The 16,581-nt window shown below is 57.5% G+C and carries 14 protein-coding genes; 12 read left to right on the top strand and 2 right to left on the bottom strand.

All coding sequences use genetic code 11. From position 1 onward, the window contains the following. The first annotated feature begins 170 nt into the window (after window positions 1-170). The 9 genes from KUV74_RS13200 (at window position 171) to KUV74_RS13160 (ending at window position 11,587) form a co-directional block, all read left to right on the top strand. Window positions 171-1,469, top strand: a complete 1,299-nt coding sequence (locus KUV74_RS13200) for an MATE family efflux transporter (RefSeq protein WP_222516715.1) — start codon at window positions 171-173, stop codon at window positions 1,467-1,469. Window positions 1,470-1,687: 218 nt separating this feature from the next. After that, window positions 1,688-2,947: a D-amino acid dehydrogenase gene (locus tag KUV74_RS13195; protein WP_222516556.1), complete on the top strand. Its 1,260-nt coding sequence runs from the start codon at window positions 1,688-1,690 to the stop codon at window positions 2,945-2,947. 922 nt (window positions 2,948-3,869) lie between these two features. Beyond that, window positions 3,870-4,475, top strand: a complete 606-nt coding sequence (locus KUV74_RS13190; protein ID WP_222516555.1) for a hypothetical protein — start codon at window positions 3,870-3,872, stop codon at window positions 4,473-4,475. A gap of 453 nt (window positions 4,476-4,928) precedes the next feature. Then, the gene (locus tag KUV74_RS21085; protein WP_222516554.1) at window positions 4,929-5,321 is read left to right on the top strand and encodes a GNAT family N-acetyltransferase; all 393 of its coding nucleotides are present in this window, start codon (window positions 4,929-4,931) and stop codon (window positions 5,319-5,321) included. A gap of 293 nt (window positions 5,322-5,614) precedes the next feature. Then, window positions 5,615-6,169 (top strand): GNAT family N-acetyltransferase, encoded by a 555-nt coding sequence (locus KUV74_RS13180; RefSeq protein ID WP_261395409.1) that lies wholly within the window; start codon window positions 5,615-5,617, stop codon window positions 6,167-6,169. A 352-nt stretch (window positions 6,170-6,521) separates the two neighbouring features. Continuing rightward, window positions 6,522-7,718: a lyase gene (locus KUV74_RS13175; protein ID WP_222516553.1), complete on the top strand. Its 1,197-nt coding sequence runs from the start codon at window positions 6,522-6,524 to the stop codon at window positions 7,716-7,718. A gap of 605 nt (window positions 7,719-8,323) precedes the next feature. Continuing rightward, entirely contained in the window at window positions 8,324-8,863 is a 540-nt protein-coding gene (locus KUV74_RS13170) for a hypothetical protein (RefSeq protein WP_045994426.1), read from the top strand. 2 nt (window positions 8,864-8,865) lie between these two features. Next, a complete protein-coding gene (locus tag KUV74_RS13165) occupies window positions 8,866-11,046 on the top strand; it encodes a hypothetical protein (RefSeq protein ID WP_222516552.1) in 2,181 nt (726 codons plus the stop codon). A gap of 157 nt (window positions 11,047-11,203) precedes the next feature. Then, complete coding sequence (locus KUV74_RS13160; RefSeq protein ID WP_124804884.1) at window positions 11,204-11,587, top strand: hypothetical protein; 384 nt, start codon at window positions 11,204-11,206, stop codon at window positions 11,585-11,587. Between the two features lie 65 nt (window positions 11,588-11,652). On the opposite strand, the gene KUV74_RS13155 is transcribed toward KUV74_RS13160, so the two are convergent. Then, entirely contained in the window at window positions 11,653-12,576 is a 924-nt protein-coding gene (locus KUV74_RS13155) for a LysR family transcriptional regulator (protein ID WP_213227135.1), read from the bottom strand. A 125-nt stretch (window positions 12,577-12,701) separates the two neighbouring features. Here KUV74_RS13155 and KUV74_RS13150 point away from each other — a divergent pair, with 125 nt between their 5' ends. From KUV74_RS13150 to KUV74_RS13140, 3 genes are all read left to right on the top strand, one after another. Further along, window positions 12,702-13,898 carry a M20 aminoacylase family protein gene (locus tag KUV74_RS13150; RefSeq protein WP_222516551.1) on the top strand — a complete coding sequence of 399 codons (1,197 nt, stop codon included), beginning with the start codon at window positions 12,702-12,704 and terminating at the stop codon, window positions 13,896-13,898. Window positions 13,899-13,908: 10 nt separating this feature from the next. After that, entirely contained in the window at window positions 13,909-15,330 is a 1,422-nt protein-coding gene (locus KUV74_RS13145) for a YfcC family protein (protein WP_222516550.1), read from the top strand. A gap of 289 nt (window positions 15,331-15,619) precedes the next feature. Continuing rightward, window positions 15,620-15,970, top strand: coding sequence for an antibiotic biosynthesis monooxygenase family protein (locus tag KUV74_RS13140; RefSeq protein ID WP_124804880.1), 351 nt, complete (start codon window positions 15,620-15,622; stop codon window positions 15,968-15,970). 171 nt (window positions 15,971-16,141) lie between these two features. Here the strand turns inward: KUV74_RS13140 and KUV74_RS13135 are convergent, their stop codons facing one another. Continuing rightward, window positions 16,142-16,567, bottom strand: a complete 426-nt coding sequence (locus KUV74_RS13135) for a putative zinc-binding protein (RefSeq protein WP_222516549.1) — start codon at window positions 16,565-16,567, stop codon at window positions 16,142-16,144. Between the last annotated feature and the right edge of the window lie 14 nt (window positions 16,568-16,581).

Genomic DNA, 16,581 nt, shown 5'->3' with positions numbered 1-16,581 from the left:
ACATGACGAAAGCCCCGGGACAGGTGCCCGGGGCTTTTGCCGTTGAAGGAGGCTGAGCGAGGGTTCGTTATGGCTTACCATAAGCGGCCTATCTACCATCCGGAGACACCGTGCACCTAAGTTCCGACTCTACCTCCCTGGGGCGCACCCTGTGGCAAAAGACCTGGCCGATGGCGATCGGAGTGTTGTCGCTGCTCGGCTTCCAGCTGGTCGACTCTGCCTTCGTCGCGCGCCTGGGCACCGCCCCCTTGGCGGCCCAGTCCTACACCTTTCCGCTGTCGTTTCTGATCATCGGCGTACAGGTGGGCATGGGGATCGCCATTGCCGCCTTGATTTCCCGGGCGCTGGGCGGAGGCGAAGACGACCGCGCCCAACGTCTGGGCAGCCTGTCGCTGATGATGGGGACAGTCGCCATCGGTCTGCTGGCGCTGGTGTTATGGGCCCTGCAGAGTCCCATTTTCGGGGCCCTTGGGGCCGACGCTCACGCGCGGGAGTTGATTCGCGCCTACTGGGCACCCCAGCTGGTCGCCGCCTGGCTGGGGGCGGTGGTGTACTTCGGCTACAGCCTGTTTCGTGCCCACGGCAACACCAGCTTTCCCGGCAGCATGATGGTGCTGACCAGCCTGGTGAACCTGTGTCTCGATCCGATTCTGATCTTTGGTATCGGCAACTGGGACGGGATGGGCCTGTCCGGGGCCGCCTGGGCCACGGTGCTTGCCTTTGGCAGCGGCCTTGCCTTGCTCGGCTGGCAGTTGAAGGGGCGCCACTGGCTCGCGTTCGAAGGCCTCCGGGTGGAATGGCGGCTATCGGGGCGGTCGTTTGCGGGGGTCGCCTGTCCCGCCATGGTCAGCCAGTTGATGCCGCCACTGGCGGCGATGCTGGCGATTTCCACGGTGTCACGCCTGGGCGAATCCGCCGTGGCGGCCTGGGGACTTGCCAGCCGTCTGGAGACGGTGTCGCTGATGGTGGTGCTGGCGCTGACCATGTCGCTGCCACCCTGGCTCGGCCGCTGTTACGGCGCCGGCGACTGGGCCCAGGTGCACCGCCTGATGCGCCTTGCCCTCAAGGTGGTGGTGGTGTGGCAGTTGATGCTGGGTGTGTCGCTGGCGCTGGCTTCGCCCTGGGTCGCCCGTGCCCTGGCCGGCACGCCGGAGGTCAGCGAATCGCTGATGGTGCTGATGCGCTTCATGTTGCCGAGCTATGCCGCGCTCGGGGTGTGCATGCTGGTGGTGTCGGCCGGCAATGCCCTCGGCTGGCCGATGCGCGCCATGTTGCTGTCTGCCGCGCGGTTGTTCGTGTTCTACCTGCCGTGCCTGTGGCTCGGTGTAATGCTGATGGGCGGTGTTAGCGGCCTTGGACTTGGAGCGGGGATGGGCAACCTGTTGGCGGGGCTTGGCGCCTACCTGTTGCTGCGGCGGACCCTGTCGCGCCCCAAGCGTAGCGGAAAGGGTGAAATCCAGGGTGGTTGAATCAACTGTTTTGACGTAAATGAAGGAAAGGAAAGCCTGCCGCTGGTGATAACTTCGATATCACTGTTCGCGAAAGGTAGGAAAAAAAGAATAAAACACTTCGGACTCGACCCTATACTCCTCTCATTGCAGGCCGTGGCCATTGGCCACGGCCTATCTCATGCTCAACGCCCGGGATCGGGACGGGCCATCGACAACGAGAACAGAGGAGTGGCGACATGAAGGTACTGGTACTGGGAGCGGGTGTCGTAGGGGTTACCACCGCCTATTATCTGGCCCGTCAGGGACACGAGGTAAAGGTGGTCGATCGTCAGCCCTCCGTGGCGATGGAGACCAGCTACGGCAACGCCGGCCAGGTATCCTTCGGCTTCTCTTCCCCCTGGGCTGCCCCGGGCATCCCCCAGAAGGCGGTCAAGTGGATGTTCCAGGAGCATGCGCCGCTCAAGATCCAGCCCAAGATGGACTCGAACATGGGTCGCTTCATGATGCAGATGCTCAGCAACTGCAATCCCGACAGCTACGCCCTCAACAAGGAGCGCATGGTCCGCGTCGCTGAGCACAGCCGCGCCTGCATCAATGCGCTGCGTGACGAGACCGGGCTGCGCTACGAAGATCGCCAGCGTGGCCTGCTGCAGCTGTTCCGTACGGAAAAGCAGGTCGAAGCGGTGGGCAAGGACATGAAGGTCCTCGAGCAGTGCGGCGTGCGCCACGAACTGCTGGACGCCAGCCGCATCGCCCAGGTGGAGCCGGCGCTTGCCCGTGTGCCCGGCAAGTTTGTCGGTGGCCTGCATCTACCCGACGATCAGACCGGTGACTGCCACCTGTTCACCAATCGCCTGGCCGACTACTGCCGCGATAAGCTCGGTGTCGAGTTCATGTTCAACACCACCATCGAGCGGCTGACCCGGGTCTCCGGCAAGGTAGAGGCGGTGCACACCAGCGCCGGCACCCTGACCGCCGACGCCTACGTGATGGCGCTGGGCAGCTACTCGCCGTTCCTCGCCCGTGACCTGGACATCCGCCTGCCGATCTACCCGGTCAAGGGCTACAGCCTGACCCTGCCGGTGGTCGACGACGGCGGCGCGCCCCAGTCCACCGTCATGGACGAAACCTTCAAGGTGGCGATTTCGCGCTTCGACGACCGTATCCGTGTCGGCGGCACTGCGGAGCTGGCATCCTACGACCTCAGCCTGGCTGAGAAGCGTCGTGCCACCATTTCCATGGTCGTGCGCGATGTGTTCCCGGAAGGCGGCGATCTGGCCAAGGCCGAATTCTGGACCGGCCTGCGCCCGATGACCCCGGACTCCACACCGATCATCGGCGCCACCAAGTACGACAACCTGTGGCTCAATACCGGCCACGGCACCCTGGGCTGGACCATGAGTTGTGGCAGTGCTCAGCTACTGTCTGACCTGATCGACGGTCGTACGCCCGCCATCAATCCCGATGGTCTGGCCGTGTCCCGCTACGCCGCCTGAAGCCTGAGGCTGTAGAGGCAAGACAAGGCATAACGTCAAGGCATAACGCCAAGACACAGCCGCCACCAAACGACACCCCGACGGGCCTTGCCCGCCGGGGTGTCGTCGTTTGTGGCGACGATTCGGTGTCTCCCTCCACATACCGTACGCAGGATTGTAAACAACGACAGACGTCCACCTCGGGATTGAGCTCATGCTCGAATCACCGTGCCCGACGGACTACGCTGGGAGAGGATAAGTAAAGTTAGCCTCATGAGACGCAGCTATCACCGGCACTCCCGGCCAGGGGGGGGCGAAGGCGCTTTGTTCGCGTTATTGAGGCGGTGGTCGCACCACAAGAGAGCAAGGCACTTGTCGTGACGTGAAGGAGGCACTACAGGGGCGTGTTCGAGTGACACACCTCGGCGGTAGCCTGCCCGCGCGAAATTCGAGAACTCCCGCTTATTGCGGACGCGTTGCACTCAGAATTAGCGGCCAGAACCTCTTGAGTACAGGAACATGAAGGGGATACCTGATCGCAAGAGGTTCTCGAGCTTGATTTTGTACTTATTTTATCATCGGACTCATCATAGAGGGTAGGTGTCCGCACTGCTGTTGCAGGGTGGTGAGGATGTTGGTGTGAGGGATCTTTTGGACAAAATTTAAAGTTGTCGTTAGTAGTAGGCATTTGACGTCCATCGTGATGGTGAAGTTATCACTTTGCAGATACCGTTGGCCCGTAGCAAGGTCTTGCTGGCGAGAAGGCGAGTGCCAGTTACTACACGACTGATCGGGGCGTTCTGTGTTCTTTCTTGGAATGTTTATGGATGCCAAGCCTAGGTGTAGTGAATTTACCATGAAAACAAAGTTTATAGAGATATTCATTTTAAGTGCCACGGTTATACCGCACCGGTATGATTATACCATAGTATGGAGTTTGAGCATGGATTGGGATACAGTCGCTAGATTTGTATTGGGTTTTGCCGCTATCGTTACTGCATGGAAAACGTTTTTTGATGTTTCTTCCGGAAATAAAATCAATCTAAGAGAAGAGTATAATTTCGCAAAAGGGTTTTTAAATGATTCGGGAAAGGAGACTCTGCATCCATATGTGCTTAGTAAAGGTTATCAGGCGATTGCAGGCACGATAACTGTAAAATCTAATGAAATAGAGTACATTTTATCTCTGAAAGACCCTGTTCAATGCTTGCACGATTTTATTTTTTCTAAACAGATGTTCGAAAGACTGGAGGTTGAAAGAGACTTTAAGTTGGTTTTTAAGAAAAAGTATAAGACGAAATTTTCTAGGGTATGGCGTAAGTCATTTTATTCAATATGTTATGTTATTATGTCATTTTTAGCTCTTTCACCAATGGTTTTATCCAGCATTCTAGGTTTTTCATCCTCTGAGGTGTTAATTAAAATTATGTTTACACTGCCTTTTTTTGGTTTGTATGCATGGCTTTCGATGAAAGCGTGCGTAAAAATAGTTAGAGCAGAATATCTTTTCAATAATCAAAGTCAGTCTGCGTCAAGGGTTTTGTTGTAATCAACATTAATAGTTCTAATATGGCATATGGCGTATTTGAAACTTGGCCTTTATGTTCGATTATCTCACGCATTATTAAATTTATTATAAATAAATTTCTCCATTGTTGTAGAGGTAGATTGCCCCGGAGGTAAGATGCGAACTGAAACCGTGATTGCAGTTTGTGACGTGCCTGCAAGTGTCGCTTGGTACAAAGTAATTCTCGGGTTGCTCAAACGACCATGATCGCCCAGATTTTTATCGGCTTATGTACAACGGCAAAGTGTTGCTTATGCTACACCAGCTTCAGGCAGGCGAATATGGTCTCAAACCACCTGCTACAAGTGCTATCGGGAATGGATTCCTTCTCTGGGTCTTTGTCGAAGATCTAGAGCAGGTATTTCTGCGAGCCAAGCAGCCAGACGCAGAGATTATCGTGCAGCCGCATGAGGTTTTGCCATCAACGCGTTGACGGTGTTGCACTTAGAAGCTGCATCCGCCCAGCCTTCTGACGCGGAAAAGGACTTCCTTCTAACCGCTATAGACGAGACGGCTAGAATTTTTCTGGTAGCGGAAGTTGCCGGCGACATTGTCGGATTTGTAACAGCGAAAATCACTCGAAATGAGTCGATTCCGTTTCTGATAAGTAGCCCGATATGTCGAGTCGGCTCCATAGTCGTAGATGAAGCCTCAAAAGGATCTGGTATTGGTCGTATGTTGATGTCCCATTGTGATGATTGGGCTAAAGCACAAGGCGCGGAGCAAATTAGGCTGGAGGTCATGTCCTTTAATGAAGATGCGGAGAGGTTCTATAAAGAGCTAGGCTATAAAGATCAATCTAAGACTCTGTGGAAGCCTGTAGAGTAGAAAAACGTGGGAGTTTCTTCATGTTATACAAGTCTATAGTGCGTCTGTGTTTCATGAGTCCACGTTTGAAGGTCCAGTGTATGTCTGTAGTGCACGTTTGGATTGAGCACCTTTAGCTGACTGAATCTTATCATTATTTCGAGTTAAATTTGTGGAAGTTTGAGAGATCTTTATTCTTTTGTATAAGTGTTATAGCACATATGTGTAGTGCTTTGGTATGGGCTGTAGTCAGAGAATATACAAAGGATAGAAAGGTGGTGGTGCTTGTGGGGCGATATAGTTAAAGGAATAGGATGTTTTCGCTGATGTTCCCAATGGAGGGATTGGCCAACATGGACGTCGAGATTAGAAGAGCTGAGCCATCCGATGCTCGTGGTGTTAAAGATATATACGACTGCAGAAGCGCTTATGAGGCTACGCTCCAGCTTCCTCACCCATCTATTGCCTTGTGGGAAAAGCGCTTAGCCAGCACACCAGACAATGTGTATATGTACGTTGCTTTACTGGATGGAGAAATCGTCGGAACCCTTGGCCTGGAGGTTTGTCAAAACCCGCGTCGACGACACGTCGGCTCCTTGGGTATGGGAGTAAAGGATAAAGCTCAAGGTTCAGGCGTGGGCACAGCCTTGCTTTCTACAGCGATCGACCTGGCCGACAATTGGCTTGCTCTTCGGCGGTTGGAGCTCACTGTCTATGTCGATAATAAACGCGCCATTGAATTATACAAACGATTCGGTTTTGGCATCGAGGGAGAGGCTAAGGATTTTGCCTTTCGAGGTGGTGAGTACGTGGGAGCATTTTATATGGCGCGGCTTGGTGATGGACAACATCGGGCTACGGAGCAATAAGAAGTCGGCGGCCTCAATGAGCAAGTGCGTGCGGCATCGAACGGGACCTGCAGGGCCGCGCCATTTTTCCTACGCTGAATAGGCATTGGCGTGGTCGATCGCCATATGGCTCAGGACGGATGGTGCTTAGCGGGACGGCGCCGTCTCGGTGGTATCCGGTATCGAATCGGTGAGCGGGTGGCTGAAGATGCATCAGGCTAACCGAGGCCGGCGATCAAATAGTGCGGTACACCCAATTGTGCACTCGGTGCAATCGATACGTTCAGGTTCAGGTTCAGGTTCAGGTTCAGGTTCAGGCTCGGGGAGGTGGCGTATGACCAGGCACGTTGGGTTTCGGAGGCTATGTCTCTCGATGGTGATACTCGCTGGTTCGTCGGCGGCTCTGGGCGCCGGCCTGCCATCGGGGGAGGGCAGGGAGGCTGTCGAAGTGCAGTGCTCGGTGTGCCATCCGGTCAGTCGCATCAGCCAGAGCCTTGGCTACAGCCGAGAGGGTTGGCTCGAGTTGATGGGCACCATGGTGGATCTCTCGAGTGATCCTGCCCGCCGCGGGACTATCGCCGACTATCTGGCGGAGCACTTTCCTCCCAATGAGCGACGGGCACCGACGTTGCTTGAGGGAGATACCGATATCAGCTTCCATGAATGGGTGGTGCCGACGCTAGGGCAACGTTCGCGGGATCCGTCCGAGGCGCCAGATGGCGGGATCTGGTGGGCGGGGCAGTGGGGTAATCTGGTGGGGCGCATTGATCCCATGACCGGTGAGATGCGCGAATACCCGCTGCCGCCCGGCAGCATGCCTCACTCGGTGACGCTGGATCGTGACGGTGGCGTGTGGTTTACCGGCAACAAGAACGGGACGCTGGGGCGTCTCGACCCGGCCAGTGGGGATATCGAGGTGGTCGACATGCCTGACCCCTCGGTGCGTGATCCCCACACGGCCGTGTTCGATGATGACGGCCTTCTCTGGTTTACGGCGCAGCACGCCAATCGCGTCGGACGCCTCGATCCACAAACCGGTGAGGTCGAACTCGTTGCCATGCCCACCACTGGGGCGCGGCCCTACGGCATCAAGATCGATGCAGAGGGCACACCCTGGGTGGCCTGCAATGGCAGCAACTGCCTGGTACGAGTCGATCCCGACACCATGGCGCTTACCGAAATCGAGCTTCCCCACCAGGCAACCACTGTGCGCCGGCTCGATATCGCCGATGACGGCATGATCTGGTACGTCAATTCGGGAAGGGGCCGGCTTGGGCGCTATGACCCCCGCAGCGGTGAGGTGCAGGAGTGGCCGTCGCCAAGCGGCGAGAAGTCTCATCCCTACGCGATCGCGGTACTCGATGGCGTGGTCTGGTACAACGAATCCGGGATGCGCCCCGATGCCCTGGTGCGCTTTGATCCCGCCACCGAGACCTTCCAGAGCTGGGCGATCCCGTCTGGCGGTATTTACGCCGGTATCGTGCGGCATATGCGACCGACCCGGAATGGCGAGCTGCTGATTCATCAGAGCGCCACCAATCGCATCATTCGTGTCGAGATCAATCGCTAAGGGCCACCGGTTGTTCCGGTGAACGTTACGCCGACTCCTTCAGGCACCCCGTCGAGAAAGCCTCTCGGCGGGGTGCCTTCGTTTGTTGACCTGATGGCTGATTGGACATCGTCACATTGACGAAGACAGTCTATGCTTCAAAGGCCAAGTTTACTTAGGAAGAGTGTTCTACGGGGGTAGTCATTCTGATTGAATCCATCAGGAATACTTGGTAAGTACTTGATAAATTAGCCGAGATGTTTGGTGTCCTGCGGTCGTGGCCCTGGTGCCTTTTTAGGCACATTTTATTCAGGGCTGCGCCGCCAGAAGCGCTTTCCTTTTCGTGTCAGATGAAAGAGGTCAGCGCGGGGACGCTGTCGGGGCGCCTTGCCCGTTATCCAAAGCTCCGGTGTCCGAGCATGTTTCCCTCCTTCCTCGCATAGCATCAGATTCCGGTCGCCTGCCTCCTGTTTCGGTGGGCTGACGTCCCGGAAGTCGACTACCCCCGCTCGGTCATCGTTTCGATGACCCGGGTAGCGTTATTTCTCGCCGAGCTTCTTGTTGACGACCTGTACTGCGCTGCCCTGCGAAGTTGCAAACGTCATTCAACGTCAAGGAGCCAACACATGAATACGTCAAAAGACCCCGATCCCTGCCCATGCCGCTCTCAGGTGGGGCTGGGCAAGGATCGGGCGGAAGAGCTCGTGGTGGCCAAGGTGCCCCAGGGCTTTGAGGCCAACATCAATGTGCGCCTCGTGCCTGGAGGAGACTTCGCGCTCCCCAAGCGTCCTCTGCGCTGCCGTCCTCGCAAGGGAGCGCCCCGTCGGGATGCCGAGCCTCTTGCGTTACCAGAAGAGGTGATGAAGAAACTCCAGGAGGCCGACAAGTTGATGATGGAGTGGTTGGCCAAGGACGAGGCGAACGCGAGCCTATACATGGCGCATCCTGTCGAGGCCTTGCTCAAGGCCGGTGTCAAATTGTCAAGGCAGGAGCTGAAGGCCGTCGAGCGGGCCCATGGGGAGGTCGAACAGACAGCAGTGGTAGGTCCCGGAGTGAAGGTGGCGGGTTTCAAGGCTGCGGCCTTCCCGCGTGGTCGTATCGGCGAGATCAAGCCGGGTGCGAAGCCGCAGGACGATGATGGCTTTGCTGTTCACAAGGAGGGCTAGTCATGGCACTGGATCGAACAGCCGGTTTTGACATGCTCGTTCAGATTTCCGAGAACGAACTCAACAATCAACTTGCCACGGCCTTCCTCGCCGGAGGGATCTTTCCACCCAGTATCAGCGTGCCAGTCAATGCAGGCGGTGTCAGCGGGAGCGCCGATCTGAATTTCGATACCCCCGTCGCCGACCTGGACCGCCCTCGGCCGAGAATGGGGCTGACCGTTCCCTTTTCCAATTCTCAGCTCCAGATCACCGCGCCCCTGGCGTTGACGGTGGCCCCGATCGGTGGCGCCATCACGGTGGTGGACAGTATCGCCATGGTGACCGAGGGCAGCAATCAGTTCGCCACCATGGACTTCAATGCCGGTGCGCCCACGGTCAATGTGGCGTTCGATCCTGCGTCGGTGTCACTGCTTGAGCCGCTTCTGGATGTTGCGGGGCTGAGCCTCACGCAGGCGCAGAACATGATGGCGGGAGTCGTGCTCGACCAGCTTCAGTCAAGCATCGGTCGAATCGATCTGACGCCAGCGATCCCGGTCGTCGACGATACGGATGCGACAACCGTCTTCGACATCGATGTCACCACCGTGAACGATACCACGGCACTGGATCGTGATTGCCTTGCGTTCGGTGTGCGTATGTCCAGCGACGGCGGGGGTAATATCAATAACGTCACCTCCAGCTTGATCCCTGCCGGGAGCCAGTCGCTGGTGACGATGAGCAACTTCTGGTTGCTGGCCAGGGTAATGCGCCCACGTATCGCAAGCTCCATGGGCAGACCTGTCACCGATTTCGACACCCCCTTGAGGCTAAACCGCAGTATCCCCGCACCGGGTGGTCAGGGGACGCTTCGAAGTCTTGAGGCTCGCGTTGTCGCCAATCGCATTTCCGTCACGGGACGTGCCACCGACTCGGGTAGTGGTTGGTCGGCGGAGTCGAATTTCTCGTTCTTCATCGATATCGGTCTGGATGCAGGGGCCATCACGGTGACTGCCACCACGCCGGTGGTGGATACCGATGTGGACCTGGCCTGGTGGGTGTGGCTTGCCTCACTCGGTCTGGGAGGTCTGTTCGGCGGTATCGTCGGAGTCATCATTGCCGCCGTGGTGCTGGCGATTGTCGAGGCGGTGGCAGAAGGCATCGCCGATGGTCTGATTTCGGATGGCATCAGCGGGGCCATTGGTGGCCTGCCGGCGATCCCGCTTGGGCCGATCGGTGGTGGTCTGACGCTGTCCAGTATCGTCCTCGATGATCTGGAATTGCGCTCGAGCATCGTGCGGTCGGTCTCGGTGCCGGTAAAACACCAGGGCGGAAACATCGGTCTCGGAGGGTTCTCGGTGGATCTGGACAGTGGCGCCCTCAGTGCGGGGGTGCGGCCCGGAACCGATCTCGCCTGGAATCCCGCAAGTGGCTTGAATGCCGTCGGTGGCAGTGGACTGACGGTGACGGGGACCTCCTTCGGCGCGCTGACACCGGTGCAGATATCGCGCCTGCCGCTGGCAACAAGCCAGATGTCTCTGGGCCTGATACCCCTCACGTGGCCACGATGGTTCCTGTTCATGCCTCACCATGAGGTGGTCTTCGGGATGCGCACGTCCGAAGGGCGCCTGGCCAAGTTACGTGCCTGGCGCCAGATCGATCAGCAGGGTGCACTGCATCTGGACTGGATCACCTTCGACACCCCGACGCCATCGCTGGATATTGCGGCACGATGGAGCGTGACAGAGCGCGGAGAGGTGACGCACTACGTGGCGAAGGACTGTTCTCGTTGTCGTTCCAGCCCGGTGCGATGGTCCGGTGTATTTGAAGCCTGGCCCAGGCTCACCGCCTTCCCGGTGGACTACGAGTGGTGCTTGTGTGGGCAGACCCTGGAACAGGGCGATGGCAAGGTGAAGAGCGCGGCAGGCATCATTACCTATCGACTGGAGGGACGACGCCTCAAGGTCGCGACCGAAATGGGCCAGTCGTTCAAGTGCGAGCTGTGTGTCAGCGCCATCGATGCCCGTGGCCTGGAGCTGTACACCTGTATTCAGCTCAATCAGCCCGGTATCGAGCGACGCTGCCGTCCGTGCAAACCGACTCGCAAGGATGTGTCGGTCAATCTGTTGCCGGTGGCCGCCGAGCTTGCTTACTGGCGACCCTTGCTGCCGCGGGAGCCGCTGGTCGAGGTAGAGCCCATCGGCTAGGCTCGAGCCCACAAGAGACGCAAGAAAGTAGAAGGAAAAGAGATGGCAGGAGGGGCCGGTACCCGAGCAGGGTTCCGGCCCTTTTTTTATGGACGCGGGTCAGCATGGCAGCAAATGGGGCCTTGTATCCTGGCATTTTGCCGTCATGGGGTGTGTCATGAGGTATGGCGTCCGTTGTCTATTCCTGATGCTGGCCCTGTCATCAGGGGTCGCCGCGGCCACTGATGACCCCTGGACCAGCGAGATCAACGAAGGGGCGGTGGGTTCGGGCTTTGACGATCCTTTTACGGAAGATATCAACGAAGCGGCGGTAGCAAGCGGGTTCGATGATCCCTTCACTGACGACGTGAATGAAGGTGTGATCGGCTCGGACATCGATGATCCGTTTACCGACGATATCAATGAAGGCGCAGTCGGATCAGGACGCGACGATCCTTTTACCCCGAGTATCAATGAAGGCGCGGTAGGCTCGGGGTTTGATGATCCGTTTACCAATGCAATTAACGAGGGGCGGGTAGACTCGGGCGTCGGCTCCCCCTGATCGCTCGTTGGTCGTACGTAGATGCGCTGAAGGGAACAGATGACGGCCTTTGAAGCCTGTTGGCGCTACGCAAGAGGGACGCGGGTGTCGATCCTGTTGTCGTCCCAGTCGAGCTCCTCTGCAAGGCCGATCAAGCGTTCGACGGCGGGCAGACGATGGTCGGGATGCCACACCAGCATCAGGCAAAGCTCGGTCGTGAGGTCCTCAAGCCTGAAGCTCACGATATCTTCCGGTGCATCAGTCATGGCCAGGGAGGGGAGTAGCGTACACCCCATCTGGGCTGACACAAGACATCGCATCGTGGTGTTGTCACTGCACTCCTGCACAATCTTGGGCTGAAAGCCTGCGGCGTCAAAGGCACGCTGAAGCTGGTCATAGCTACTGGGCGTCGAGCCCCGCTTGAACCAGATAAAGTCCTCGTCACTGATATCGGAAAGCCGTGTTGGTGGGTGGGAGGCCAATGGAGAGTGCCTGCTGACTGCCAGCACCATATGATCCCTATACAGGCACAAACTTCTCAGCAACGGCTGACTTGGTGGATGAAAGAACATGATGCCGGCATCCAGTTCGGCCGCTAGCAGCGCTTGTTCCTGATGGCCTGACAGCATGGATTCGATCGATACATCGGTGCCTGGAAAGGTGTTCCTGAACTCGAGCAATAGATGAGTGATGTTGGATATCCATGGGTGCAGGGGGGTGAGGCCAAGTTTAAGACTGTCTCGGTGACCATGCTGGATATCGCGTGCGATTTTTTTTGCCTCGGAATACTCTGCCGTCATGCGCTTCATGGCATCATAAAAGGCTTCGCCCGAGGAGGTCAGTGCGATACCTCGATTTGAACGAAGTAATAGTGTGGCACCTACCTCCTCTTCCAGCAGTTTGAGTTGGCGCGTCAGGGCTGGCTGAGCCACCGGTATCGCTCGCGCAGCAGCCGAAATGGATTTTCTCTCGGCCACTTCAATAAAATAGGTTATCCGTTTGAAATCCATGGGCTTTCCTGGGTACGTTCGACCGGTATCGAAAAGTAGCATGGCAGCCATACAAAAACAATATTTTCCGAGGATGCCATTTTTTCCTTATAAGGTGGCGACGTTCAAGTTTTTCAAGGCTGGATATGTCCAATAATAAATTTGTTTCTTTTATTTCAAAAAATATCGATCACTTTAAAGCATTTCGTCGCTGTCTTCATATGTACCCAGAACTTGGGTTTGAAGAGCATGAGACTTCCCATCGGGTTGTCCAGGAACTGGATCGCCTGGGAGTCGAATACACGACCGGTATTGCAAAAACCGGCATCGTCGCGACCATCAGGGGAAATCGCAGGGACTCTGGACGGCGCGTAGGCCTCAGGGCCGACATGGATGCCTTGCCCATGCAGGAAATGTCGGGCGTGCCCCACGCTTCCCGCCATACTGGAAAGATGCACGCTTGTGGCCACGACGGTCATACTACCATCCTGCTCGGCGTCGCCGCCTGGCTTTCGGAGAATCGGGATTTCTCCGGGACCATTCACCTCATCTTCCAGCCCGCGGAAGAGGGATTGGGCGGCGCTACGGGCATGATCGATGACGGGCTGTTCGACAGCTTTCCTGTGGACGAAATTTTCGCTTTGCACAACTGGCCCGCTTTGCCCTCCGGCATGGTTGGAGTCCGGTCCGGACCGATCATGGCGGCGACGGATAAAATCAGAATAGTGGTACGTGGCAAAGGCGGCCATGGGGGCGTCAATCCCCACCGCGCCGTCGACCCCGTCCTGATGTCTGGCGCTCTGTTGCAAGCCTTGCACACTGTCGTGTCGCGTGATGTTGATCCTCTCGAATCCGGTGTCATCAGTCTGTGTGGCATCGAGGGCGGGTCCCTCGATGGGTTTGCCATCATTCCCGATGAGGTCAAGATCAGCGGCACGGTGAGAAGTCTCGAAGAGCATGTTCGTAGTTCCATAGAGAGCTCCATGCTGCGTATCTGTCGCGGGATTGGTCAGACGTTCGGTGGTGAAGTATCACTGGACTATGAACGCCTCTTCCCGGTGACCCGCAATGCGAAGGATTCCGCCGAACTGGTCGCGTCCTCGGTGGTGGCCCTGTGGGGCCATGACAGACTGGCTGAAGAGGTAGCGCCCAGCATGGGGGCCGAAGACTTCTCCTTTATGCTTGATCGATGCCCAGGAGCTTACTTCTTTCTCGGATCCGGCAAGGACGAGGGCTCTTTTCCGCTGCATAGTGCCTACTACGACTTCAATGACGAAATCATTCCGCTCGGGATTGAGTTGATGGTAAAGATTGCGCTCGATTCTCTTGATGACAAGGCGTGAGAGGTTTTATATGAATAACAATACAAGCACGGTTATAGAAAATAAAAAGTGGTATGAAAAAATACCGGACCCGATGGTGCTAAACTTTTTTATATTGCTGGTCTCCTATGCCATTACCTGGTTTGTGCCCTCTGGTACATTCGACAGAGTTGAGGTGAATGGCAGGGAAGCTGTCGTGCCGGGATCTTTCGAGTTGGTGAATAGTCCTGCCTTGTCGCCCATGGACATCTTCTTTGCCATTCCTCAAGGCATGGTGTCCACGGCCAGTGTTATCTTCATCGTCTTTATCGCCGGTGGGCTTTTCCGACTGCTTTCGGTGACCGGAGCCCTGGATAACGCCGTGGGGTTTCTGGTGGCGAAGATCGGAAGTGAGCGACAGACCCTGACGGTCTGGGCCATGACATTTATCTTCGGCATGCTGGGAGTGGCTGTTGGCTACGAAGGCAATATTGCGTTGATTCCCCTGGCGGTCTTCGTTGGCCTCGCCTTGAAGGGAGACCTGATCGTGGGGCTCAGCATTGCGATAGGAGGCATTGGTTTCGGTTTTGCGACGTCACCGGTCAATCCCTATACCGTCGGGGTGTCACAGGCGATTGCCGAACTTCCGCTGTTTTCGGGAATCGCCCTCAGGTCCGCCATGGGGATAGTGATTCTGTGTGTGGTGGCGCACCACACGTCACGGTATCTCAAGAAGATCCAGAGGAATCCGGAGAAGAGCCTGGTCAAAGGTATTTCCACGGCAGGCATGTCGCTGGACAAGCCCCTTGGCGAGTACCGGATGGCCAGACAGGATCTGGTGGTGGTGGCGGTCTTCCTGACGGGATTGGCGTCGATCCTTTACGGTGTCTTTTCGCTTGGATGGTACATCAACGAAATCTCCGGGGTATTTCTGGCGATCGCCGTCGTCTGCGGTGTCTTGACGCGCATGAGCGCCAGCGACATCGTCGGCCATCTGCTCAAGGGAGCTGCCTCGGTGACCTCTGGCGCTCTGATTATCGGGGTGGCCCGGGCCATCCAGATTCTGCTGGAGCAGGGGCAGGTCACGGATACCATCATTCATTATCTGGCGGTTCCTCTGTCCGACCTTCCCGTTGCGCTGTCGACCATCATCATGACGCTGGTCCACGGGCTGATAAATGTCTTCATTCCGTCGGGTAGTGGTCAGGCGGTGGCGACGATGCCCATCATGATTCCCTTGTCCGACCTCATCGGCATGACCCGTCAGACATCGATACTTGCCTTCCAGATTGGCGATGGCTTTACCAACATGGTGTCTCCCACCTCGGGGGGAACGCTCGCCATGCTGGCCTTGGCGGGTGTGCCCTATGACCGCTGGGTGCGTTATGCCCTCCCTCTGATCATCAAGTGCTTTCTGGTAAGTTGGGTGTTCCTGATGATCGCGGTCTTCATTTCCTGGGGTGCCCATTTGTAGGCTGCCATCAAAGACCGCCGAGGAGGCGTCGATCCTGCCTGCGTCTCCTCACCTTGTGGGCACTGGCTGTTCAAGCCGGTGCCCATCTCGGTTGGATGCACCGGTCGCGATATGGCCTTGGTCAGCGCATGAGTGGCAGATGGACGTAGGTGGTCGGATGTCGGGCGTTGGAGGTTCGACCACCGCAGTGGCCATGAGCCTGGCTTTGAGGGACAGCGTCTGACAAGCTTCAGCGGCTTTTCCGTCTCGACAAATCGAGACTTCTCCCATCGCTAACAAGGCCCGCCCGATGAATCCTCTCGCCACCACACCGACACCGCCGTACTACGCGGTGATCTTCACCTCCACGAGAACGCCGGGGGATGACGGCTACGGCGAGATGGCCGAGCGCATGGTCGAACTGGCGGCACAGCAGCCGGGGTTTCTGGGGGTGGAGTCGGCGCGCTCGCCGGGTGAATATGCCGCCGGCATCACGGTGTCCTACTGGTCTGACCTGGCATCGATCCGCGCCTGGAAGGCCAACCTGGATCATCGCGAGGCCCAGGCCAGGGGCCGCGAGCGCTGGTATGCAAGCTATCGCGTCAGGGTGGCACTGGTGGAGCGGGAGTATGGGCTCGACGAGACAGCGGGTATGAGCTGAGCAGCGACGCCTCTGTCATGACGCACCGCTAATATGACATGGCCAATAACAAGGCCCCGCCGGGAAAGCTCCTTGATTGCAGCCCGGCGGGGCCTTGTCGTTCTTGCGTATTGCTCTCACGCGCCACGCCACTTTCACCCGACGGGGCTGGCGTTATCGCGTCGCGTTTGCTCAGTGGTGGGCGGCGAGTCTGACAGGGGAGTCACCCTGGTCGAGGGTCGCGTCGCCGCAGGCGAGTGCGTCAACCACGGGAATGAGCTGTGTGATGACGGCTTCTACGCAATCGTCATCGTAGTGGCGGCCGCGTCGCTTCTTGAAGCCCTGCTCGTACAGTCGCATATGGTGGGACGCGCTGACGCCGGCCTTGTCCAGGCAATGCGCGGTGCAGTGCATCTGGCAGCCGTCCAGCGCCACGATCGGTCGCCCGGATTGTGCCTTGCGCACCAGCCCGGGCACGCCGCCACCAACGCCCGAGATGCAGGACATCTCGGCGATGCCGCGATGGTCGAGCGCCACGGCGACGCTGTTGGCGAGCTGGGCCACATCGGAGCAGCCAGAGCAGGCGTAGACCAGGGGAAGGGGTGAGGGGGTGGCCATGGTGGGCTCTCCTT

Origin of the sequence: Halomonas sp. DP1Y21-3 (assembly GCF_019801245.1) — a bacterium.
Classification (GTDB): Bacteria; Pseudomonadota; Gammaproteobacteria; order Pseudomonadales; family Halomonadaceae; genus Halomonas; species Halomonas litopenaei.
This window is presented reverse-complemented; position numbering and strand designations above follow the sequence as displayed.

Bases quoted from the DNA above. Each gene is read 5' to 3' on its own strand.
- KUV74_RS13200 (WP_222516715.1), top strand. From the start codon at position 171: ATGGCGATCGGAGTGTTGTCGCTGCTCGGCTTCCAGCTGGTCGACTCT.
- KUV74_RS13195 (WP_222516556.1), top strand. From the start codon at position 1,688: ATGAAGGTACTGGTACTGGGAGCGGGTGTCGTAGGGGTTACCACCGCC.
- KUV74_RS13190 (WP_222516555.1), top strand. From the start codon at position 3,870: ATGGATTGGGATACAGTCGCTAGATTTGTATTGGGTTTTGCCGCTATC.
- KUV74_RS13180 (WP_261395409.1), top strand. From the start codon at position 5,615: ATGTTTTCGCTGATGTTCCCAATGGAGGGATTGGCCAACATGGACGTC.
- KUV74_RS13175 (WP_222516553.1), top strand. From the start codon at position 6,522: ATGGTGATACTCGCTGGTTCGTCGGCGGCTCTGGGCGCCGGCCTGCCA.
- KUV74_RS13170 (WP_045994426.1), top strand. From the start codon at position 8,324: ATGAATACGTCAAAAGACCCCGATCCCTGCCCATGCCGCTCTCAGGTG.
- KUV74_RS13165 (WP_222516552.1), top strand. From the start codon at position 8,866: ATGGCACTGGATCGAACAGCCGGTTTTGACATGCTCGTTCAGATTTCC.
- KUV74_RS13160 (WP_124804884.1), top strand. From the start codon at position 11,204: ATGAGGTATGGCGTCCGTTGTCTATTCCTGATGCTGGCCCTGTCATCA.
- KUV74_RS13155 (WP_213227135.1), bottom strand. From the start codon at position 12,576: ATGGATTTCAAACGGATAACCTATTTTATTGAAGTGGCCGAGAGAAAA.
- KUV74_RS13150 (WP_222516551.1), top strand. From the start codon at position 12,702: ATGTCCAATAATAAATTTGTTTCTTTTATTTCAAAAAATATCGATCAC.
- KUV74_RS13145 (WP_222516550.1), top strand. From the start codon at position 13,909: ATGAATAACAATACAAGCACGGTTATAGAAAATAAAAAGTGGTATGAA.
- KUV74_RS13140 (WP_124804880.1), top strand. From the start codon at position 15,620: ATGAATCCTCTCGCCACCACACCGACACCGCCGTACTACGCGGTGATC.
- KUV74_RS13135 (WP_222516549.1), bottom strand. From the start codon at position 16,567: ATGGCCACCCCCTCACCCCTTCCCCTGGTCTACGCCTGCTCTGGCTGC.